The sequence below is a fragment of the Runella limosa DSM 17973 genome, from assembly GCF_000482465.1.
In the GTDB taxonomy this organism is placed as follows: Bacteria; Bacteroidota; Bacteroidia; order Cytophagales; family Spirosomataceae; genus Runella; species Runella limosa.
The window spans coordinates 144,984-167,453 of record NZ_KI519423.1 but is presented as its reverse complement, the minus strand read 5'-3'; the positions used below and the strand labels follow the sequence as shown (position 1 = coordinate 167,453).

Genomic DNA, 22,470 nt, shown 5'->3' with positions numbered 1-22,470 from the left:
TCTAAATTTTACGCCCCATGACTTCGTTTACAAGCAAATTTCGAGTCAAACCTAGGCAGCTGTTCTCCACCCTGTTAAGTTCCAAGACCGTGTCTTGGTGGGTAGGAGTGTTGATGCTGGTCGTTGCTCATGCAGCCCTAGCCACCGATGTTGGTGGTCGTATTTACTGCGATAAAAGCGGTAATAATGCCTATAATGATGGTGAGGGATTGACGAGCATCCCTGTACGGGTTGTCAATAGTTCTACTGGTGCCTTACTTGGTACCGCAACTACCAATTCATTAGGAAGTTATAATGTGGCGTCGATTGCCAATGGTACGCCTGTCCGTATTGAATTTACGTATGCGGGAGTAAATTACACCAGAACAGGCACTTCACCGACTTCCAGCCTTAACGCACAATTAACATGTACGGTAAGCTGTAATTGCCCCAATAACGTACTTTCCAATCCAAGTTTTGAAGGAGGCGTATCGGGCTGGAGTTCTAGCGGTGGAAATTTTTACAGTGGTACAGGTTACCAAGTCTGTGGAAACAATAACGCATTTTTGGAAGCGACTAGCACGAGTGCCCGTTTTTACCAAAATGTTAATATTACGCCAGGAAGTACGGTTTCATTGTCTATTTGGGCAGGTACGCACCGCCCAGACTTAGATCACCGTATCAAACTTAAATTTTTCAATTCAGCGAATACACTTTTAAGTAGCACCGAAGTACAGGTTGATAAAGACGTGGACGTTGGCGCAACTCCTCTGACGCAGCAGTACTTTTTGAGTGGAACAGCCCCTGCCAATACTTCTTACGTACAAGTAGAAGGAACGGCCAACGGGGACTATATTAAGGTCGATCTTGCTTGTTTACAAGTGACGTGCCCTACCGTTACGAATCCCAATCCATCGGCGGCAAGAACCATTTGCCCAGGCACGAGTGTGGCATTTTCGGCCAGTACAACAGCGCGTAGCCCTGTGACTATTGAGTGGGTTCGTTTTGATTCGGAAGTAACGAATCCATACACGGCTACAGGAAACGGTAAAACGGTTTTAGGCAGTGGTGCTATCAATTCAGGTTCGGCGTCGTTGTCTTCGTCTAATTTTCCTGCTGTAAATGGACAAGTAAAAACATATTACGTGTATGCTTGTTTGAAAGGGGCAACAGCTGCCTGCCAGCCTTGGGTAAAATACCAAGTAGATGTGTTGAGACCAACCGTTTCGGCCACTGGTGGCTTGTTGAAGTGTGTTCCGTCCACCGTACAAATTACGGCAGTGGGTAGCCCAACGAGCGGTGTAACCTCTGCCTATGCTTGGACGGGGCCTAACTCTTTTACAAGTACTTCGGCCAACCCGTCGGTGTCGGCGGCAGGTACTTACACTGTTACGTATTCGGCAACGAAGTCGGGCGTAACTTGTACTGCTACTGATACCGCTATTGTTACAAGTATCGTTTCTACGCCTACCGTAAGTCTCAATAGCTTAGAGTTGACTTGTACAAAAACAAGTGGTACACTAACGGCCACTGCGGGGAACTTAGGCGGTGGAACAGCCTCTTACGCTTGGACAGTGCCTTCAGGAGTTACTAATCCAGGCAATGTAGCTAGTTTTACCGTAACCACTGCTGGAAACTACTCCGTAACTGTTACCAACTCAAGAAATGGATGTACTGCTTCTACCTCTACGACAGTAACAGAAGATAAAACCCAGCCAACGGTTTCACTGAACACAGTTACTTTAACTTGTGTAACGACCAGCCAAACCTTGACTGCAACCGTGGGTGGCCTGAACGGCGGAACCGCTTCTTATGCTTGGACTGTACCATCGGGAGTGACTAACCCAGGCAATGTAGCTAGTTTTAACGTGACAATCCCAGGTACGTATTCAGTGACGGTCACAAATGCTAAAAACGGTTGTACAAGAACGGCGACTACGACAGTCACTGAGGATAAAACGCCACCAACGGTAAGTTTGAATACAGTGGTGCTTACTTGTGCGTCTGCCAGTCAAACATTGACTGCAACGGTAGGCGGCCTAAATGGCGGAACGGCATCGTATGTTTGGACAGTTCCTGCGGGCGTAACCAACCCTGGCAACGTAGCAAGTTTTGCCGTGACAGTAGCAGGTACGTATTCTGTCGTAGTGACAAATTCTAAAAATGGTTGTACAAGAACAGCTTCAACCACAGTCACCGAGGACAAAGCACTGCCAACTGTTTCTTTGAATACCCTTAAACTCACCTGCGCATCGCCAAGTCAGACTTTGACCGCTACTGCGGGCAATTTGGGTGGCGGAACTGCCTCGTACGCTTGGACAGTACCTGCGGGTGTGACCAACCCTGGCAACGTAGCAAGTTTTGCCGTGACAGTAATTGGTACTTATTCGGTGGTTGTAACAAATTCAAAAAATGGTTGTACGAGATCAGCCTCAACAACCGTAACCCAAGATAAAACTCAACCTACCGTTAGTTTGAATACCATCAAATTGACGTGCGTAGCACCAAGCCAAACCTTGACAGCAACAGTAAGCGGCCTGAACGGCGGAACAGCTTCGTATGTATGGACTGTGCCTGCGGGTGTAACCAACCCTGGCAACGTAGCAAGCTTTGCCGTGACAGTGGCAGGTACTTATTCGGTGGTAGTTACCAACAGTGCCAACGGATGTACTAGAAACGTATCAACCACAGTAACCCAAGATAAAACGGTACCAACCGTACAGGTGAATGGAGGAGAATTGACGTGTTCGACCTTAAACCTAACACTCTCGGCAAATGCTTCGTCAAATGTAACCTATGCTTGGACAGGTTTAGGTGTAAATGGCCAAACTACGAAAGATGTGACGGTTTCTGCCTCAGGAGTTTATCAGGTAACTGTTACTCACATCGGGAGTGGATGTACAGCGAGTGACACAGCGGTTGTGACACAAGATGTAAACCGTCCGATTGTGGTGGCAAATGGGGGAGAAATCACCTGCGTTAAATCGTCAGTGACAATCTTAGCCGAAGCCGCGCCTCCAGGGGTAACTTACGCGTGGACTGGGCCTAGCAACTTTACATCGACGAATGCTTCTATTACCGTTCAACAAGTAGGTGTTTATACCGTAACGGTCTTAAATCCAGACAACGGCTGTACGGCATCAGATACGGCAGTAGTGAGTGAAAACAAAACCCTTCCAAACGTGGACGCTGGTCAAAACAAAACGTTGACCTGCGAAATCACTTCGGTAAAATTGGACGGCAGCAGCACAACGCCAGGTGTTACTTATAGCTGGACAGGACCTGCTGGTGCTACCTTCTCGCCAAATGCTTCAAGCCCAACCCCAACAGTTACATTGCCAGGTACTTATACCTTAACAGTAACAGGCCCTAACGGATGTGTGGCCACGGATGCGGTAGTGGTAGATGAAAACAAAACGAATCCAACGGTTTCGGTGGCAGGTGGGGTGCTCACTTGTATCAAAACAGAACTGACCCTGACGGCGGTGGCGTCTAGCGGAGTGACATACGTGTGGAGTGGACATCCGTCGGTGAATGGATTAACCACCTCTAGCGTTGTGGTAGATACCATTGGTTCTTATATCGTAACGGTAAAAAATACCATCAACGGTTGTACGGCTTCTGATACCGCGATTGTAACCGAAGACATTACAAAACCAACGGTAGATTTGAACACGATTAAATTGACTTGTGCATCGCCAAGCCAGACGTTGACTGCTACTACGACCAATGCGGGCGCAAATCCAACTTATACTTGGACAGTGCCAAGCAGCGTAGCGAGTCCAGGTAATGTAGCGAGCTTTGCCGTAACGAAAGCAGGGGCTTATTCTGTTTTGGTTACAAATCCTGTCAACGGCTGTTCGGTCAATGGAAGCACACTCGTGACGCAAGATACTTTAAAACCAACCGTCGCGTTGAACCCACTTACTTTGACGTGCGCAGCGCCTAGTCAGACATTGACGGCAACTGTAACCAACGCAGGGGCAAATCCAACTTACGCATGGACAGTGCCAAGCGGCGTAACCAACCCAGGCAATGTGGCAAGTTTTGCCGTAACAAACGCAGGTACATATACCGTAGAAGTTACAAGTGCAGCCAACGGTTGTAAGGCATCGGCCACAACAACCGTAGCTGCGGATACAGCCTCGGTAAAAGTATCACTTAATTCAGTGACATTGACATGTGCTCAACCAAGCAAAGCATTGACGGCTACTGCTACCAATGCAGGGGCAAATCCAACGTATTCGTGGACAGTACCAAGTGGTGCTACAAATCCAGGAAATGTTGCAAGTTTTAATGTTATCAATGCGGGAACATATTCTGTTGAAGTAACAAATAACACAAACGGTTGTAAAGCAACGGCATTAACTTCTGTTCTTGCTGACACGGCCAAAGTCATTGTTTCACTCAATACAATTAAGTTGACGTGTACAAATTTGAGTCAAACCTTGACCGCTACTGCTACCAATGCAGGTGCTAATCCTACGTATTCGTGGACGGTGCCAAGTGGTGTAACTAACCCAGGTAACGTAAACAACTTTGTTGTTTCTAAAACTGGATTCTACTCGGTGGAAGTGACGAATGCCATCAACGGTTGTAAAGGGACAGCCATCACAGGGGTAACAGCAGACACTACCAAAGTAACCGTGGCTCTGAATAACGTGACACTAACTTGTGCAAGCCCAACCAAAACGTTGAAAGTGACTGCCGACAACGAAGGAACAGACCCAACTTACGTTTGGAGTGTACCAAGCGGCGTAACTAACCCAGGCAATGTTGATAGCTTAGTAGTGAGCCAAGGAGGTGTGTATTCGGTGAGTGTGACCAATAGTGCCAACGGATGTAGCGCTTCGGCGAGCACAACAGTTGTACTTGATACAACAAAAGTATCGGTAACTTTGAACCCAATTACATTGACGTGTAGCGCACCTTCGCAAGCATTGACTGCTACGGTCGTAAATGCAGGAACAGCTCCAACGTACATCTGGGGCGTGCCAGCGGGTGCTACCAACCCTGGTAACAACCCAACGGCGACGGCGTCGGTAGCGGGTCTTTACACAGTACAGGTAATCAATACCCTTAATGGATGCGTTGGAAATGCAAGTGAGATTGTGTTGAACGATACCAACCGCGTGACAGTAGCACTTAACCCGCTCAACTTGACATGTGCAACGCCTACAGGAACATTAACAGCAACGGTTACCAACGGAGGGACTACGCCTACCTACACTTGGCAAGTGCCACAAGGGGTGGCTAATCCAGGTAATGTAGCGAACTTTATCGTAAGTGTAGCAGGTACTTATTCTGTTGAAGTAACTAACAGAACAAACGGCTGTAAAGGAACAGGTATTGCTACTGTAAGTGCTGATACGACCAAGCCACTCCTCGAAGTTTCAGAACGTAGTTGCGCATTGAACCTCGGAACGTACTCGGTGAAGGTAATTTCTAACGGAATTATCACTACAACTCCTCCTTACGCGGTAGTTGACAACGGCGGTGGTTTGTTCACCATTTCGGGTATTCCAGCAGGGCAAAGTGTATTGGTAACGGCAACCGCTACCAACAGCAATTGTAAAACAACACTAGAAATCGCAGCTCCTGACTGTAACTGTCCTACCGTGAATCCTCCAATTGGCTCTAGCCAGTCGTTCTGTGAAGGTGATAGCGCTACAAAATTGACGGTTGTAGTAGGAACTGGCGAAACTGCTGACTGGTATAGCAGTGAAACAGGTGGTACCAAATTGGCCGATGGTACGTTAGAGTTTAAACCTACTGCCGCTGGCACGTATTGGGTAGAAGCTCGTAAAAATGACGGTTCAAACTGTATTAGCTTGCGTATTCCACTTACATTGACTTACTATCCTAACCCGACGGTAGTTGTAAGTGAGCAGCCTAAGTGCAGCACAGATCGCCAGACATATAGCTTTACGGTGACATCGAACGGAACTGTTACGGCGGATGCAGGACAGGTAACCAACAATCAAAACGGCACATTCACAGTGTCAGGAGTGCCTATCAACAAAGACGCAGTGGTGACGGCGACGTCAACTGATAGTTGTAAGGCACAATTGACGGTGAAAGCCCCAGATTGTAGTTGTCCTCCACCAAAATGTATTCCTTACACGGTGACAATTAAGAGAAAGTAAAAGGGTAGAAAAATAGAGTGTAGCGAATGGGCTGGGGGTAACTACCAGCCCATTTCGTTTATAATATCGGAGGCAATAAGGCCAGGTTGGGTGCATTTTTGGGCGGCTCGGTCGCCTGCTGCTCCGTGCTGATAAACCCCAAAAATAGCTGCTTGGTGCGGAGGAATACCTTGGGCCAATAACCCCGTGATGATACCCGTAAGCACGTCGCCGCTACCTCCCGTCGCCATACCTGGGTTGCCCGTCGAATTAAAATAGAGGGTGCCGTTGGGCAATGCCACCACGGTATGCGCACCTTTGAGGCAGACAATCACTTGGTGTTGTTGGGCAAATGTTTGTAACAAAGAGAGTTTGTCAAAATCATCTTGCCAAGGATGCCCCAACAGGCGTTGAAATTCTTTAGGGTGAGGGGTTAAAATAGAATTCGGAGGGAGTAATGTGAGCAATTCGCGGTTCTCACTGAGCAAATTGAGCGCATCGGCGTCAAAAACGGTAGGTTGGGTGAGTTTCGACAAAAGTTCGCGGAGGAGTTGAAGGGTGAGCGGGTCTTTGCCTAGCCCAGGCCCGATTCCTACGGCGCTATAATCCTCTATGTTAGGTACGGTGGTGTTCACCATCCAATGCCAATCGGGCAAGGCCATTGCTTCGGGTAAGCTCGTTTGTAAAATATCGTAACCACAACGCGGCGTTTGAACGGTCAATAAACCTACTCCTGAGCGTAAGCAGGCTTTGGAAGACAGCACAATGGCGCCTATCTTTCCGTAACTTCCACCAATGAGCAGCGCGTGCCCGAAAGAGCCTTTGTGGGCGTATTTCTTTCGTCGGTTTGAAATCTTAAAATCATTAATGAAGGAGGCCGTGCTGAAAAAATAAGGGGTAGCGGTGGCTTCGGCATACGTAGCACTCAGCCCAATGTCCACCACCTGCCATTCTCCTACGTATTCGGCCGACTGTGGCTGCACAAAAGCTAGTTTGGGGCACTGAAACGAAACTGTATAGTCGGGTTTGATAATGATGTCCGATGGAGCGTTGGGAGTATCTGCAAAAAGCCCACTGGCAATGTCCACTGCGATGATGGTGGCCGAGGAAGCATTGATTTTTTGAATAACTTCGGACAAAAGTCCTTGTGTAGGACGCGACAACCCTGAGCCTAAAAGGGCATCAATCACCAACGACTGTTGGGAAAAATTGGGAATATCCGTGCTTTCTGTGATCCAATGAACGGTTGTCATTGGGTGAAGTCGTGCTAAATTCGCTTCAAAATCAGCCGACCCTTCCAAACTGTGCTTTACCACAAAGACGTGGACCTTGTAGCATTTTTGGAGCAATAACCGTCCGACAACGAGGCCATCGCCGCCATTGTTGCCCATTCCACATACGACGTTAATAGTGCAACGGTCGTCAAATCGTTCGCAAAACCACTTGACAAAAGCAGTAGAAGCGCGTTCCATTAGCTGGAGCGAAGAAATAGGCTCGTGAGCAATGGTGTAAGCATCCCATGCCCGAATTTGGGGAACAGTAAATAGTTTCATTGATTGACTTAGCTCAATTCCAAACCATCAAGCTCTTCGTATTCCGAATTGTTACTGATAAACTCAGGAACAACTGTTTTAAGGTACGTTACCATCAGGGCTTTATCGCCCTCACGAAGTGCTTTTTTGAGGTCTTGTAGCGCCGCCGAAATTTCCCCAAATGGTTGCTCATCGACTTGGGCAATCTGAATTTTGGGATGGTAGGTGGGCAGTGTATGTTCTTTGTCGCTGAGGAGTTCTTCGTAGAGTTTTTCGCCTGGACGCAGCCCAGAGTATGTAATCTGAATGTCTTTATCGACCCGTAATCCTGACAATTTTATCATCTTTTGGGCCAAGTCTGCAATGCGAACTGGTTCGCCCATGTCAAACACAAAAATCTCTCCGCCGTTGCCCATACTACCTGCTTCCAGCACCAGCTGGCAGGCTTCGGGGATGGTCATAAAATACCGAATGACGTCGGGGTGAGTCACCGTAATAGGGCCACCTGCTCGTATTTGTTTTTGAAAAAGGGGCACAACAGATCCGTTGGAGCCAAGTACGTTGCCAAAACGGGTTGTGATAAAGCGCGTTCCTTTGAGAAAACGATGATTGAGACTTTGAACGTACATTTCTGCCAGCCGTTTGGTCGCGCCCATCACGTTGGTAGGATTGACGGCCTTGTCGGTTGAAATCATTACAAATTTTCTGACGTTGGTTTCAACGGACAAATCAGCGATGATTTTTGTGCCAAAAACGTTGACCTTTACGGCTTCGTAAGGATGCTCTTCCATCAACGGAACGTGTTTATACGCGGCGGCATGAAACACAAACTGAGGCGTATATTGACGAAAAATATGCCGCATTCGCACTTCATCAGTGACGTCAGCTACTTGCACAATCACCCGCGTGGCATCGTCCAGAAAGCGGCGAAAGTGTTGTTTTAGTTCGTTTTCAAGGTCGTATAGCCCTGATTCTGACTGGTCGATAAGAATCAAGGTTTCTGGTTTGAACCGAATGAGTTGCCGAACTATCTCACTGCCGATTGACCCCGCTGCGCCAGTTACAAGGGCGGTTTGTCCTGATAGCTGGCGGATAATATTTTGATTATCAAGTAGAATGGGGTCGCGTTCGAGCAAGTCTTCAATCCGAATATTACGAATGTCGTCCGAACGAAGCTGGTCGCCGTTGAGTCGTTCGTACATGGAAGGAACGACTTTGACGATGATGTCTTTTTTCAAAAACCGTTCGATAATTTGGTTTTTGCGGTGAGGTTTTATTTGATGAATGGCCAAAACGACTTCTAGGTCGTTGGGAATTTCGTCTTCCACAAAGCGTTTTATCGCTTCACTTTCAGGATAAACGGGTACACCTTCAACGGTTTTGAAACTAAGAGAAGGGTTATCATCAATGAAGCCGACAATGGTATATTTTTTATGCCGATTGCGGAGAAGGGTATTTTTGGTTAAAATTCCAAGCGTACCCGCTCCATAAATCAGCACGTTGACCTTTTCGCCAGGTGCATTGGCAATCAGGGTTTTGTAAATATTTTTAACCAAAAAACGGCTCGAAATCATCACCGATAATGAAATAAAATACTCGATAATGAGGATTGAAATCGGGATGTAAAAAACCGCATTGTCGGTACTATGGCTTAAAAAAGTAGAACCAATGATGGTCAAGATGCTACTTGCAGTGGTGGCTTTGAAAATGAGCGAAGCATCCTCAACGCTACTGTGCCGAACGATGCCCGTATAAGACCGAAAATAAAGAAAACAAAGCAAGCGATTGACCAACAACGCCACCAAATAGTACTTGTACAATGCCCAATTAATGTTGGAGATATTGAGGTTGAATCGTAAAATACAGGCAATGACGAAGGCTCCAATGACCACGCCACCGTCAATCGCTAAAATGAGATGACGGGATACAAACTGGTTGGAATACTTAGTCAGAATACGTTCAATCATATTGGGTAAAGTGTACTTTTTCAAAAGTAAAAAATCATTTTCAATAAGCCTCACTTACTGACCCAGAATTTACTTTTCGTACAGGTGGCTGAGGGCTTGTTTTAGGTCTTCAAATTGGTAAGTGAAGTTGGTTTCGGCCTTGATTCGGTGATTGAGCACGTAATTTCCTCCAATGACTAAGTTGGCCATTTCTCCAAATACAGCTTTGAGTACAAAACTTGGAACATTGGGCAACCAAAGGGGGCGGTCTAACACTTCAGCTATTTGACGGGTGAGGACGGCGTTCGTCACAGGCGTGGGCGCTACGGCGTTATAAGCTCCACGCCATGTGGGGTTTTCGAGGGCTTCGATGTACATTCGGCACAAATCGTCTATGTGTATCCATGAAGTCCATTGTTTGCCCGAAGCAAGTGGCGCACCTACGCCCCACTGAACGGGCAGCGCAATTTTGGGCAGCGCGCCTCCTTCTGTACTCAAGACGATGCCCGTACGAAGTTTTGTTGTACGAATCCCAATATTGTCAATCAGTTCGACGGCGTTTTCCCAATGCCGCGTCACGTGGGCCACAAAATCAGTTCCAGAAGGGGTTTGTTCGGATACGCGCGCATCGCCCGTATCGGCTCCATAAAACCCAATGCCCGAAGCCGATACGCAAGCTTTAACGTGGTAAGGGCGCTCTTGAAGTTTGCGCGCAATTAGTTCAATGCTTTTGGTACGGCTTTGAATAATCTCTTGCTTACGACTGGCAGTCCACCGTTGGTCGGCGATTCCAGCCCCAGCGAGATGGATGATGTAGTCGGCTTTACGAAGGGCATCTTCTTCGATGAATTTTTTTTCAATATCCCAACGGTAAATTTTGACGTTTGGATTGTTTTGTTGTTTTCGGCTTAAATAGGCCACTTGATAGCCTTTTTCAAGGAGTAGGGTGGTAAGACGACGGCCAATCATGCCCGTTCCGCCAGTAATTAAAACAGTTTCCGCCATAGTGATAAAGATAGGGTATATTGAACATAACTAACGGCGGTGGGGAATCGTTGCGGTAGCGGAATAAAAAATTGTCCAGTTTTTGGGACAAGTTTGGCACGATGCTTGTGTAAACAATAATTAATATAATAGAGTAGGGTAATTTGGCATTAGCCCCGTTTCATTGGAACGGGGCCATGTTTTTTTTTAAGGGGGGGTAAGTTGTCTTTGAAAAACAGAACTTTTGTGGCTATTTTGAATGTTATCTAGGCTTATACCTCTTCTATTAATATGCCATTTGAAATCATTTCCACCTATCAACCTACTGGAGATCAGCCTCAAGCCATTGCACAGCTTGTGGAAGGTATTCAGAACGGAGAACCTTCCCAAACGCTTCTTGGGGTAACGGGTTCGGGAAAAACATTTACCGTTGCCAATGTGGTAGCGCAGATCGACCGCCCTACGCTGGTGTTGAGCCACAACAAAACCCTGGCTGCCCAGTTGTACGGAGAATTTAAACAGTTTTTTCCCAACAATGCGGTCGAGTACTTCATTAGCTACTACGATTATTATCAACCCGAAGCGTACATTGCAACGACCAATACTTACATCGAGAAAGATTTAGCCATTAACCAAGAGATTGATAAACTTCGGCTTTCGACGGTTTCGTCGTTGATGTCGGGGCGAAGAGATGTGTTGGTGGTGGCGTCGGTATCGTGCATTTATGGTGCAGGAAACCCCGAAGAATACCGCAAAAGTATCGTGCGGGTAGGCGTTGGAGAGCAAATCACCCGCAATCAGTTTCTGTTTCGTTTGGTGGAAATTCTTTATAGTCGGACGGAAGCCGAATTTGCACGGGGAAACTTTCGGGTAAAAGGTGATACGGTCGATATTTATCCTGGCTATGCTGATTTTGCCTATCGTATCATTTTTTTTGGTGACGAAATCGAGGAAATACAGCGTATTAATCCCGCCAACGGCAAAAAAATATCGTCCGAAAAGATGGTGGCCATTTTTCCCGCCAACTTATTCGTGACGGGAAGGGACGTTTTGCTAAATGCAATTCGCCATATTCAGGACGATTTAGTGGCGCAAATTAGTTATTTTGAAAAAGAAGGGCGGTTGCTGGAAGCCCAACGAATTCGAGAAAGAACGGAGTTTGACCTAGAAATGATGCGCGAATTGGGTTACTGTTCGGGTATCGAAAACTACTCACGGTATTTCGACAATCGCAAACCAGGTGAACGGCCGTTTTGTTTACTTGATTATTTCCCCGAAGATTTTTTGTTGGTCGTTGATGAAAGCCACGTGACGATGCCCCAAATTCGTGCGATGTGGGGCGGCGACCGCTCCCGTAAAGAGTCGTTGGTCGATTTTGGGTTTCGTTTACCAAGTGCGATGGACAACCGCCCGCTGACTTTTCAAGAGTTTGAAAACTTGGCGGGACAAACGATTTTTGTGAGTGCAACTCCCGCCGATTACGAACTCCGACGGACGGACGGCGTGGTGGTAGAGCAAATTATTCGCCCAACGGGCTTGCTTGACCCTGAAATTCAAGTGCGTCCGAGCCTCAATCAGATTGATGATTTGTTGGAAGAAATCGACAAACGTGTCAAGCGAAATGAACGCGTATTGGTCACTACTTTGACCAAACGAATGGCGGAAGAGTTGAGCAAGTATTTGGAGCGGGTAGGCATCAAAGGACGGTATATTCACTCGGAAGTAAAAACCCTTGATCGGGTCGAAATCTTGCGTGATTTGCGCTTAGGCGCATTTGATGTGCTGGTAGGAGTAAACCTTTTGCGGGAGGGCTTGGACTTACCCGAAGTGTCGTTGGTAGCAATCATGGATGCCGACAAAGAAGGTTTTTTGCGGGATATTCGTTCGCTGATTCAGACCATTGGGCGGGCGGCGCGAAACGAAAACGGAAAAGTGCTCATGTATGCCGACCGTATGACAGGCTCGATGCAAAAGGCCATTGAAGAGACCAATCGCCGTCGAGAGATTCAGATGACATACAATACGGAACACGGAATTACGCCCAAGACGGTCTTCAAGAGCCGCGAGGCCATCATGGAACAAACGTCGGTGGCCGATTCAAAACCATCGGCAAAACGTTATTACGTAGAGCCAGAGGAGGTTCGGGTAGCTGCTGATCCAGTGGTGCAGTACATGGCAAAACCCGAATTGGAAAAGCTAATTACAGAAACACAGCGCAAAATGGAAGCCGCCGCCAAAGAACTCAATTTCTTGGAAGCAGCCCGTTATCGCGACGAACTATTGCAATTGCGGGAGAAACTCAAGAAGGAATAAAAGTCTAATAGAGCAAAGCCAGTTCGCCCATTATGTGCCAAGTCGTTCCTTTATTTCTTTGATCCGTTGCTCCTTTTTGGGTTGTCGGTATTTTTGGGCAAAGGGAGTATGGTATTTGTGCGCTTCCAAAAACTTGATTTGAATTTCGTCCCACTTTGTGCGGTCGTGGAGCATGTCCATGTTTTGAAGTTCTTGAAATAAACTTTCGCTGATGGGGTTAAAATCGCTACGTCCCAAATAGTCTAAATCGGCGTCACACAAGATTTTTTCTAGCATAGTCAGCGGTTCTTGGGGGACTTTTGTGGCCATAATAAGTCCACTAATAAGCACGATTTCGATACTGGTGAAGCCGAAATTAGGAAGTAGTCCTTTGGCCATTTCAATGCCTTTCTCTTCGTGTCCTTGGTAGGTTTCGGTAAAGCCTATATCGTGAATAAGAGCGCCAGTGAGTAAAAGTTCCGCCTCGGGCTCTCTGAGCGAAAGACGTTTAATATACTGACGACAAACCGATAGCACATCACGGACATGGTGAATCCCGTGGTAGGTAAGCTTGGGTGAGAGCTGCTGCGAAAGCTCGGCTAACACAAACCGTCGAAGTTTTAAAAATCGCTCAAAAGGTGCCATCGGTTCAAAGAAAATAACGCTGGGAAGAGTGTTGGTTGCGACAAATTACTGAAAAGTCGTATTCTATCAAATCTTTGCGCTGCAAACTGCTATTTTTGTGCAAAATTTCAATGAAATTAATCATGTTTGACCCAATAAAACTCCATTCCGAACTTGTCTTTCAAACTGCTCGCAGTGGAGGCAAGGGCGGGCAAAATGTCAATAAAGTCGAGACCAAAGTTGAGCTGCGTTTTGACGTCTCGCAATCGCTGCTACTGACCGAAACTGAACGCGAACTTCTACAACAAAAACTAGCCAATCGTTTGACGACCGAAGGCGTGTTGGTGTTGACCCACCAAACCGAACGTTCTCAGTTGGCCAACCGCGATAAAGTAGTCAAAAAATTTAATGACCTTATCAAAAAATGCTTTGAAGTAGCCAAACCCCGCAAAGCAACCAAACCCTCTGCCGCAGTGATAGAAAAACGTCTGAAAGAAAAACAGCGACAGTCAGACACCAAAGCAATGCGTCGAAAAATTACGGAATAAATGACAGAAAATAGCTTTGATATTCAGCAACTTAATGATTTTGAGGCCATCCGAGATTTAGGTTCTCGAACTTATTTTCCTCATTATACCCACTTGTGGTATGATACCAAAGGGATAGAATGGTACATGGAACGCTGCTTCGGAGACAATGCGCTCAAGGCCGATTTTGAAAATCCTGATTTATTATATTTTGCAGTACGGCTCAACGGTGAAAATGTGGGTTTTCTTAAACTTGTAAAACACAAAACACCGTTTGAAAATCAGCCAAAAGAGTCATTTTTATACCTCGAAAAAATATATTTCCTCAAAGAAGCAACAGGGCTTGGGCTGGGTCAAAAAGCCATGGCTTGGGTAGATGAGCAAGCGCGCCAATGGGGTATCAACAAGGTTTGGTTGATGGCCATGGATTCGTCCCTAAAAACGATTCATAGCTACGAAAAAGCAGGTTTTGTGAAAATAGCGACAACACGCCTTGACGATGAAGTGTTTTGTCGGCTACGTGCAGAGCTCCGAGGCATGGTAGTGCTGCAAAAAGAGCTGTTCTGAAAAACCTCCCCTTCGCTTTTTTATTCTCCCGAAAACCCGCACATTTGCGGTATGGATATACGTGATTACATTCGTTTGGCCCTTGCCGAAGACGTAGGCGATGGTGACCATACTTCGTTCTCGACCATCCCCCGTGATGCGGAGCGACGGGCGCGCTTGCTCGTAAAAGAAGACGGTATTGTGGCAGGTGTTGAGGTTGCCAAAATCATTTTTGAAGAAGTGGACCCGCTGTTGGAGGTAGAAGTGTTTATCAACGACGGGCAAGCCATCAAAAAAGGTGACATCGTGCTTCATGTCAGTGGAGATGCCCAGTCAATTTTGAAAGCAGAACGACTGGTACTCAATACAATGCAACGAATGAGTGGTATTGCTACTTATACCCATTCGCTGGTACGGCTGCTGGATGGGCTACCAACCAAACTACTTGATACGCGCAAAACGACGCCTAATTTTCGCTTATTTGAAAAAATGGCGGTTAAAATTGGGGGTGCTGTGAATCACCGATACGCGCTGTATGACATGATTCTCATCAAAGATAATCATGTGGACTATGCAGGAGGAATAGAGGCTGCCATTAACCAAGCCAATGCGTATTTGCAACGCACGGGGCGACAGCTACAGATTGAAATTGAAGTGCGTAATCTTGCGGAGTTAGAACAAGTGTTGCAGATTGGACAAGTTCAGCGCATCATGCTCGATAACTTTAGCCTCGACGACCTTCGCACGGCGGTTCAACGAGTGGCGGGCAAATATCCCACCGAAGCCTCGGGTGGAATCAGGGAAGAAACACTGCGTGCCGTAGCTGAAACGGGCGTCGATTATATTTCGTGCGGAGCTTTGACGCACCAAATCAAAAGCTTGGACTTGAGCCTAAAAGCATATTAGCACACCATCCCGAAAGTTTTTTCACTTTCGGGATGGTTACTCACATTCGGGAAGGTTGTTAGAAAATTACCGAAGTACTTTAAACGTAATTCCTACCAGCAACATATCTGAACGATACCGAAAACGGCGTACATCGGCAACAAGCTGTTTGTTGGACGTGCGGTACTCGTTGGTGTTAAAGACATAGCCAGCTTTTAGCCCCAGCCGTTCGGTAATGTGTAAACGGGCATAAATTTCGGTCGTAAGGTTGCCAACGGCATTGTCGCCAAGGAGTTGTACACTGGGCGAAGTCGGCTTTGCTTGTTGATAAGTCTGGTGTAAATTGAGCGAATCTACTTTGCTATAACCCGTTGTAGAAGAATAAAAGCCCGACTTTTTGCCTCCGAGGGCTAGTCCAAGAATATCGGCATTTACGCCAATATCTACCTTATCAAAAACCGAAAGCTGTATTCCTAGGTTAAAATTAAAGGAAGTGATACCCGCCGATACTTGTAATGTATCAATGTTTCGCAGCAGTAATGGAGCGCTCAAGGCACTGAAACCCGTTTTTCCACGAGATTGAGACGCGGGTGCGGTGATAAAAGGGAGGTCATTGCCGCGAAAATGAGTGCCCCGTATGCCCCAACCTACTTGAAATAACCCTTTTCGGTCAATTTTTAAGTATTGATGGTACTGAGCATTGGCAGACCAAGATGCGCTGTTCCATGCACCTGCTACATCTACGTAAGAGACGAGGCGGGCGGTGGTTTGGGCAAATGTGGTGGATGAGAAAGCAAAAAGCAATGTGCTTAATGATAAATAGAGTAGATATTTTTTGTTCATGAATTGAGGAAAAAGACGTGACTGCTTGATAGCGTCGTAAGTTGCACAAAAAAACATCTTTCTTTGCCAAAGGCCAATAATAGCGACTGTTTTTTTCGCTTTAGACCTAAAAAAGCCGAAAACAAGTGTTTTCGGCTTTTTCCTTCTAACCTAACCTATGAGAAAAAGTTGGCACTTTTGAGTGCTAATTCAACCAAACCCGTTACAAAGGTCGTGGCTAAAGCTGATAAATTTTAGCGTAGAAATACGCGTTTTTTTGTTGCGTAACTCTACTTATCAAAATTTATTTAACGGTTTGGACTTCCCTGACTGGTAGTATATCTTGCAACTTGTTCTATAAATAATACCCTACAAACTTCATGAAAAAAGCTGGTAAAATCTTCACTGTCAAAGAAATAGCACTTGGACGTAAAAGTTTTGAAGCAAGAAACCAAGGCCATAAAAGCCTCCGCAAAGCCGAATACTTTAGCCGTGAGATACTTGAAACACTGCTCAAAGTAGAAGGCTGCGACGGGATTCGCATTTATTACGGCCACGCCCCCGAAAACCAAGAAGGCGAAATTGATTTTTCGATAGTGGGTAACGAACAACCACGCTTGTTTTTGGTACCCGTACAAATTGGCGACGACGGTCTTGGCCGCGACATGAAATTTAAAATAGACACCACAGGCGAAAAAGATGGAGAAGGGGAACCAGGAGGCGCTGGTGGCGGATTACCTTGTCCCAACTTCTGTAATCCATAATAAGGATGACTCAACGACTTATATCTCATATAGCTGATTTTAGTGTGCTAATTCCAGTGGTTTTTGCTTTGTTGTTGTTTAAAACAATGGCAATCGCCCACTTGGATAAGCTCAATAAGATTGTCTTGGGATTTGTACTATTAACGTTGTTGCGGAATGTTATAACGTCTATTTTAGCACGAATAGGCATTTACAATATTTACATATATAATTGGTACAATTTAATCAGTTTCATTTTAGTAGCGGTTTTGTATTATTTAACTTTTCAGAACCGCTACTTCAAAGGGCTCGCGCTATTGTTATTGTTGGTTTCGGTAGGTATAGCGTGTTTGGATTTACAGTCATTGTTGGATGTTAAGACCATAAATTTTAATAACTTTTCCTATCATGCTTCGGGAAGTTTTACCATACTACTAATTCTTATTTATTATTTTGAACTCCTCAAATACTTACCCGAACCTAAGCTAGGCTCGTCGCCATTGTTTTGGTTTAGTTCTGGGGCGTTATTTTATTATTCTGGGACTATATTTTCGTATATTTTTATTAATAACACTTTCAACGATTTGAAATTGAGGGACCAATATTGGGTAGTAGATGCCTTATTATCGGTTGTATTCAACATCTTCTTAGCGGTGGCCATTTGGTATATGAAACCTCGACCTAGTTAGAGGCTTTGGCTATATGAAAGAGAAATATATGCCGTTTACTAAAAAAATATAGCTTCCCCCGTTTTTCTCCGTATTTTTGACTGCATATAACGCCTGTCGTTTTCCCCTTCACTATGGAGCCGTCTTATACCATTGTTATCGGGACAAGTATCATGCTTATCATGGCAATGTTCATTGTCGTGTTTGTGATGTACTACCAACGCAAACAGATTGAGCAGCGAATACGCGTCAAAGATATGGAGGCGGAGTTTCAACGGAAACTCTTGGAGGTTTCTATGGCTTCTACGGAAGCCGAGCGGCGGCGTATCGCCCAAGATTTACACGATGATATTGGGGCGCTTTTATCAGTTACAAAGCTAACTTTCAATGCGTTGTATAGCCAGTTGGGTTCAAAAGAACAAGCCGAACGCCTTGCCCAACAAGTGCGCGAAGCCCTCGACGAAACCATTAGCCACGTCCGTCGTATTAGTCGTGAGTTAGTCCCTACTACTTTGGAGCGATTTGGATTGGCGGCGGCCATTCAGGAGTTTGCTGCCAGAAGTAACTCTCACCAAGCCCTGAAAGTAACGTTTGATTGCCTTGGCGATGAAGAGTTTCGGTTGGAATCTCGTACCGAGTTGATGTTATACAGGGTAGTACAAGAGCTGATTAACAATGCCCTCAAGCATTCGGGGGGGCGTAATGTTCACATTCAGATTGAACTTCCTCCACGGCAATTTTGCATTGTGGTGGAGGACGACGGGTTGGGGTTTGACCTCAGCGATGTACGTTTGCGCCCGTCACCTGGGCTAGGTCTTGATAGTATTGAGGGGCGACTGCGGGTAATCAATGGCAAAGTGGACTATGAAACAGGGTTGAATAAAGGCTGTAGGGTGGTGGTGAGATTACCTAAATTTTCGCCTTTAAATTCACCGCTTGCGCCAGAAAAAATAACAGCAAAGTAATTTATATTTACAGCACGGACAGATGAAGAAAATAAAACTCGTGATTGCCGACGATCACAACCTTTTTCGTAAAGGAATGACCGCAATGTTGAATCAAATACCTGATTTTGAATTGATTGGTGAGGCGGCAAATGGAAAAGAATTGTTGGAGCTTCTGGAAAAAATAACCCCCGACATTGCGTTGTTGGATTTACAAATGCCCATCATAGATGGGGTAGAAGCGACGGAGCAAATTCAACAACATTTTCCCAATCTACGGGTGATCATTGTGTCGATGCACGAGGAAGATCGTTTTATTATTCATTTGTTGGAGAAAGGCGTCAACGGGTATTTACTGAAAGATTCTGAGCCAGGTGAGGTTGAAAATGCCATACGGAGGGTGATGGCAGACGGCTTTTATTACAGTGATTTTGTGTCAAAAGCGCTGCACCGTAAAGTGATTACGCGGGCCAATCCACCCGCGCCGCTGTTTAACAGTAAAATTCAAATTTCGCCGCGTGAAATGGAAGTGTTGCAGCTGCTCTGTGAAGGGCTTTCTACCCTCGAAATTAGCGAAAAACTATTCGTAAGCCCTCGTACGGTGGAGGGTCACCGCTTGCGACTTCTCGAAAAAACGGGGACTAAAAATACGGCAGGCTTGGTGGCTTATGCCTTCAAAAACGACTTGTTGTAGTGATTGCCACGACAAAGACCCAATCAGGCGTTTTGTCGTGGCAAAAAGTTGTTTATCCAAATGCTTCGTTGAGGTCAGGCAAGTGCCCAAGCTGATGCAAAGTAGTGATATGAGAGCGTAATGCTACGGCAAACGTAGGATTTTCAAGGTAAGGTATCCCAAACTCTTCGGCAGTTTGTTTGACAATGTGCGAGATAGCAGGGTAATGTACGTGCGAAATTTTAGGGAAAAGATGGTGTTCAACCTGAAAATTAAGCCCACCTACGTACCACGAAAGCAACTTATTATCGCGTGAAAAATTGACCGTTGTGTTCATCTGATGAATTGCCCAATCATTTTCAATTTCCCCTTTTGAGTTGGGTTGTGGGTGTGTAGTGCCTTCTACCGAATGTGCCAATTGGAAGATGGTCGTTAGAATAATCCCGCCAATAAAGTGCATCAGTAGAAAACCCGCGATTAAGGTTTGGGTTGGCACTTCAAATACAAACAAAGGAATCCCAAGAAAAACGGCGAAATAACCGATTTTCGACAAGATAAGTTTACTTAAAATGACGATGTTTTGGGAACGGGTATTGGTATTGACGCCGTTGGCGGTATAAGTAAAGAAGTTAACGAAGTCCTTTGCAGTTACCCAATATAGGGTCAAGATTCCGTAAAAAAGAAAAGCGTATAGCCACTGAAACCTGTGGAAAGACTTGACGGGTGTGTGTGGCGAAAACTTGAGGACGAGTTTGTCTTTGATGTCTTCATCATAGTGAATAACGTTGGTGTACATGTGGTGCAGCACGTTGTGCTGCAACTTCCAATTGAAAGGCGAGCCACCTAACATAGTGATGTAAATAGAGCCCATCCACTCATTCACCGTTTCATTTTCTGAGTAAGCACCGTGGCAGGCATCGTGCATGACACTCATCCCAATTCCAGCAAGTCCAATCCCCATCAATGCCCAAAGTAACATACTTATTGCAAATGGAGGCTGAAAGAACAAAAAGAAACAAAATGGAACGACATAAATCCCCGTAAGTACTACTGTTTTGACAATCAGCGTCGTGTTGGAATACTTTGAGAGGTTTTGGTCTTTGAAATGCGCGTCAACTCTTTTTTTGAGGGTAGAGAAAAATTGGTTTTTGTCTTTGTTAACGAAACGAATTTTTTTAGCGGGATTCACAATCATTAATGGAGGTTTAGAGAATTTAATTTTGAAGTAAAGGTAAATACTTACGGCCGAAACTTCTAACGTTCGACAAAAATAGCTCGACAGTCAGAATAGAAAATGACTTTAATCGTATGAAATCGTGACAAAAAGCCTGTACTTTGCGTCACAACAGAAACATACGAAAACAATGAAAAAAGTACTAATAGTAGCTATTTTGGGCTGGTTGGCAGGTTACTCAACACAAGCACAGACGGTATTGCCTGGTAAACAAGACATTGACAAGTCCACTTTTGAAGGACTTTATGTCACAACTAAGATTGAAGAAAAATACTTGGGTCAATACTGGGAGTCGTATTTGAAGCAATACGGCAAAGTCAGTAGCTCTCGCGGAGGGGTGTATCGGGCACCGTCGGCCAGTATCAGCAGTGTTTCGTCGTCGCCCATCAATTTATCGAGCCAAGTTTCGTCCAAGAAAGGGCTTTCACAAGTATTCATTTATTTGGATTTGGGCAACGGTTCTTACATAACGCAAGGCACGAAAGGCTACGCAGAAGCGGAGTCATTTTTAAAGAAATTTGCCGAAGATGCCATTTTGTATGATGATGCTCGCGTGGCTGAAGAAGCCATGAAAGAGTCGGAAAAGTCGTTTTCTAAACTAACTCGTAAAGGCGAATCACTCAAAAAGGACATTGAAAAAACCGAAAAAGAGCTTGCTAACCTCAAGAAAGATTTAGAAATTAATCAGAAAGATGTGGCAACGTCGCAGACAGACCTAGAAACCAAGAAAAAGGTGTTTGAGGAGGCAAAAGCTAAAGTTCCTGCAAAACAATAATCCTCCAAAAACGTGGAGAGGGTTGCTCACAAGCTGTGAAAAGGGTTGCTCACAACCCGACGATAAACGTGGAGAGGGTTGCTTACAACCCGACCCGACCAAAATGCAGCAATACAAGAAAGCCAACGATTTAGAGCAAATCGTTGGCTTTCTTGTATTCACGGGGTGTTTTACCCGTCACAGCCTTGAATGTTTTGGTAAAATGCGAAAGATTATTGAATCCGCTGCTGTAACACACATCTGTCACCGAATGGTTTTGAACGAGCAGCTTGCTTGCTTGTTTGATGCGGTATTCGTTGACAAAATCGGTAAAGGTCATTTGGGTGATTTTTTTAAAATATCTACAAAACGACGGCACCGTTAGGTTGGCCAAATCCGCCACTGTTTGCACGTCTATTTCGTGTTGATAATGTTGCTCAACGTACCCATAAATCTGTCGAATACGTGCTTCTTCGCGGTGGCTGTGCTCGTAGCTAATGCCGTTGATTTTTAGTAGATTATATTCTTTTGAAGTAGCTAGTTTTTGCAAAATAATCAACAGTTGAATCAGGCGCTCAAAGTGACTGAGCTGGGGAAGGGTAAGCATAAGATTCGCGACCTCTTGGCGGGTTTCACCAAAAAAGTTAAGCCCCTTTTTAGATAACTCAAATAGGCGATTGATGTCCTGTAACTCAGGACTTTGAAGAAAAGATTCGCCAAGAAAGGTATCGCGTAGCTGCACCACAATCTCTTCGTGTTCATAATCAGCGCCGTACCCAAAGTTAAGGTGAGGAACGTTGGGGCCAATAAACATCAATTCGCCTTCTTCAAAATGCGAAAGGTGCTGCCCAATGTGCCGTTTTCCAGAGCCTTTATGGATATATACAATTTCGTATTCGGGGTGTTGGTGCCAAAAAAAACGGTCTTCGTGCGAGCGCCAATGCAGCACTTTGAACGAACTGCCTCGGTCGGGAGTGATATTTTCGTACTCGGTTTTCATGCTTGATTGTCGCGGGTTATCGCTCACTTTGTATCAAAATGATAATTAAGCACAAATTAAGGCAAAAAACGAATAATAATTTCGTTTAGGATTTACAGATATTTGCACTCAGATTACAGACATTGACTTTTCTCACTAAAAACCTACGATGATATAGAGAGCGGCTTAGGCCGCTTTTTTTATGGCCTTTAT

The 22,470-nt window shown here is 45.4% G+C and carries 16 protein-coding genes; 9 read left to right on the top strand and 7 right to left on the bottom strand.

Annotated features, from left to right (window positions below; genetic code table 11):
* Positions 1–89: 89 nt before the first annotated feature.
* Positions 90–6,125 (top strand): beta strand repeat-containing protein, encoded by a 6,036-nt coding sequence (locus K339_RS0120515; protein ID WP_211243821.1) that lies wholly within the window; start codon positions 90–92, stop codon positions 6,123–6,125.
* 41 nt (positions 6,126–6,166) lie between these two features.
* On the opposite strand, the gene K339_RS0120510 is transcribed toward K339_RS0120515, so the two are convergent.
* The 3 genes from K339_RS0120510 to K339_RS0120500 form a co-directional block, all read right to left on the bottom strand.
* Positions 6,167–7,657: a bifunctional ADP-dependent NAD(P)H-hydrate dehydratase/NAD(P)H-hydrate epimerase gene (locus tag K339_RS0120510; RefSeq protein ID WP_028525277.1), complete on the bottom strand. Its 1,491-nt coding sequence runs from the start codon at positions 7,655–7,657 to the stop codon at positions 6,167–6,169.
* An 8-nt stretch (positions 7,658–7,665) separates the two neighbouring features.
* Positions 7,666–9,603: a polysaccharide biosynthesis protein gene (locus K339_RS0120505; RefSeq protein ID WP_028525276.1), complete on the bottom strand. Its 1,938-nt coding sequence runs from the start codon at positions 9,601–9,603 to the stop codon at positions 7,666–7,668.
* Positions 9,604–9,672: 69 nt separating this feature from the next.
* On the bottom strand, positions 9,673–10,587 hold the full coding sequence (locus tag K339_RS0120500) for a TIGR01777 family oxidoreductase (protein WP_037301383.1): 915 nt from the start codon (positions 10,585–10,587) through the stop codon (positions 9,673–9,675).
* Positions 10,588–10,857: 270 nt separating this feature from the next.
* On the opposite strand from K339_RS0120500, the gene uvrB reads away from it, so the two are divergent.
* Positions 10,858–12,879, top strand: coding sequence for an excinuclease ABC subunit UvrB (gene uvrB, locus K339_RS0120495; protein ID WP_028525274.1), 2,022 nt, complete (start codon positions 10,858–10,860; stop codon positions 12,877–12,879).
* 30 nt (positions 12,880–12,909) lie between these two features.
* On the opposite strand, the gene K339_RS0120490 is transcribed toward uvrB, so the two are convergent.
* Entirely contained in the window at positions 12,910–13,503 is a 594-nt protein-coding gene (locus tag K339_RS0120490) for an HD domain-containing protein (RefSeq protein ID WP_037301381.1), read from the bottom strand.
* Between the two features lie 110 nt (positions 13,504–13,613).
* Between K339_RS0120490 and arfB the strand changes: the two genes are divergently transcribed.
* The 3 genes from arfB to nadC are packed head-to-tail and all read left to right on the top strand — an operon-like array spanning position 13,614 to position 15,461.
* The gene (gene arfB / locus K339_RS0120485) at positions 13,614–14,030 is read left to right on the top strand and encodes an alternative ribosome rescue aminoacyl-tRNA hydrolase ArfB (RefSeq protein ID WP_229598783.1); all 417 of its coding nucleotides are present in this window, start codon (positions 13,614–13,616) and stop codon (positions 14,028–14,030) included.
* Complete coding sequence (locus K339_RS0120480) at positions 14,031–14,576, top strand: GNAT family N-acetyltransferase (protein WP_028525271.1); 546 nt, start codon at positions 14,031–14,033, stop codon at positions 14,574–14,576.
* Between the two features lie 51 nt (positions 14,577–14,627).
* The gene (gene nadC, locus K339_RS0120475; RefSeq protein WP_028525270.1) at positions 14,628–15,461 is read left to right on the top strand and encodes a carboxylating nicotinate-nucleotide diphosphorylase; all 834 of its coding nucleotides are present in this window, start codon (positions 14,628–14,630) and stop codon (positions 15,459–15,461) included.
* 66 nt (positions 15,462–15,527) lie between these two features.
* Here nadC and K339_RS0120470 read toward each other — a convergent pair whose 3' ends face one another.
* A complete protein-coding gene (locus K339_RS0120470; RefSeq protein WP_157607676.1) occupies positions 15,528–16,283 on the bottom strand; it encodes a hypothetical protein in 756 nt (251 codons plus the stop codon).
* 359 nt (positions 16,284–16,642) lie between these two features.
* Between K339_RS0120470 and K339_RS0120460 the strand changes: the two genes are divergently transcribed.
* The 3 genes from K339_RS0120460 to K339_RS0120445 all read left to right on the top strand — a co-directional run bounded on the left by K339_RS0120460 (position 16,643) and on the right by K339_RS0120445 (position 19,311).
* Positions 16,643–17,026, top strand: a complete 384-nt coding sequence (locus tag K339_RS0120460) for a hypothetical protein (protein WP_028525268.1) — start codon at positions 16,643–16,645, stop codon at positions 17,024–17,026.
* A gap of 781 nt (positions 17,027–17,807) precedes the next feature.
* Complete coding sequence (locus tag K339_RS0120450; RefSeq protein ID WP_037301377.1) at positions 17,808–18,638, top strand: sensor histidine kinase; 831 nt, start codon at positions 17,808–17,810, stop codon at positions 18,636–18,638.
* Positions 18,639–18,660: 22 nt separating this feature from the next.
* Positions 18,661–19,311, top strand: coding sequence for a response regulator transcription factor (locus K339_RS0120445; protein ID WP_028525265.1), 651 nt, complete (start codon positions 18,661–18,663; stop codon positions 19,309–19,311).
* Positions 19,312–19,363: 52 nt separating this feature from the next.
* Here the strand turns inward: K339_RS0120445 and K339_RS0120440 are convergent, their stop codons facing one another.
* Positions 19,364–20,485: a fatty acid desaturase family protein gene (locus K339_RS0120440; RefSeq protein ID WP_037301375.1), complete on the bottom strand. Its 1,122-nt coding sequence runs from the start codon at positions 20,483–20,485 to the stop codon at positions 19,364–19,366.
* Between the two features lie 169 nt (positions 20,486–20,654).
* Here K339_RS0120440 and K339_RS0120435 point away from each other — a divergent pair, with 169 nt between their 5' ends.
* Positions 20,655–21,299, top strand: coding sequence for a hypothetical protein (locus tag K339_RS0120435; protein ID WP_028525263.1), 645 nt, complete (start codon positions 20,655–20,657; stop codon positions 21,297–21,299).
* A gap of 130 nt (positions 21,300–21,429) precedes the next feature.
* Here the strand turns inward: K339_RS0120435 and K339_RS0120430 are convergent, their stop codons facing one another.
* Complete coding sequence (locus K339_RS0120430) at positions 21,430–22,278, bottom strand: AraC family transcriptional regulator (protein WP_028525262.1); 849 nt, start codon at positions 22,276–22,278, stop codon at positions 21,430–21,432.
* Between the last annotated feature and the right edge of the window lie 192 nt (positions 22,279–22,470).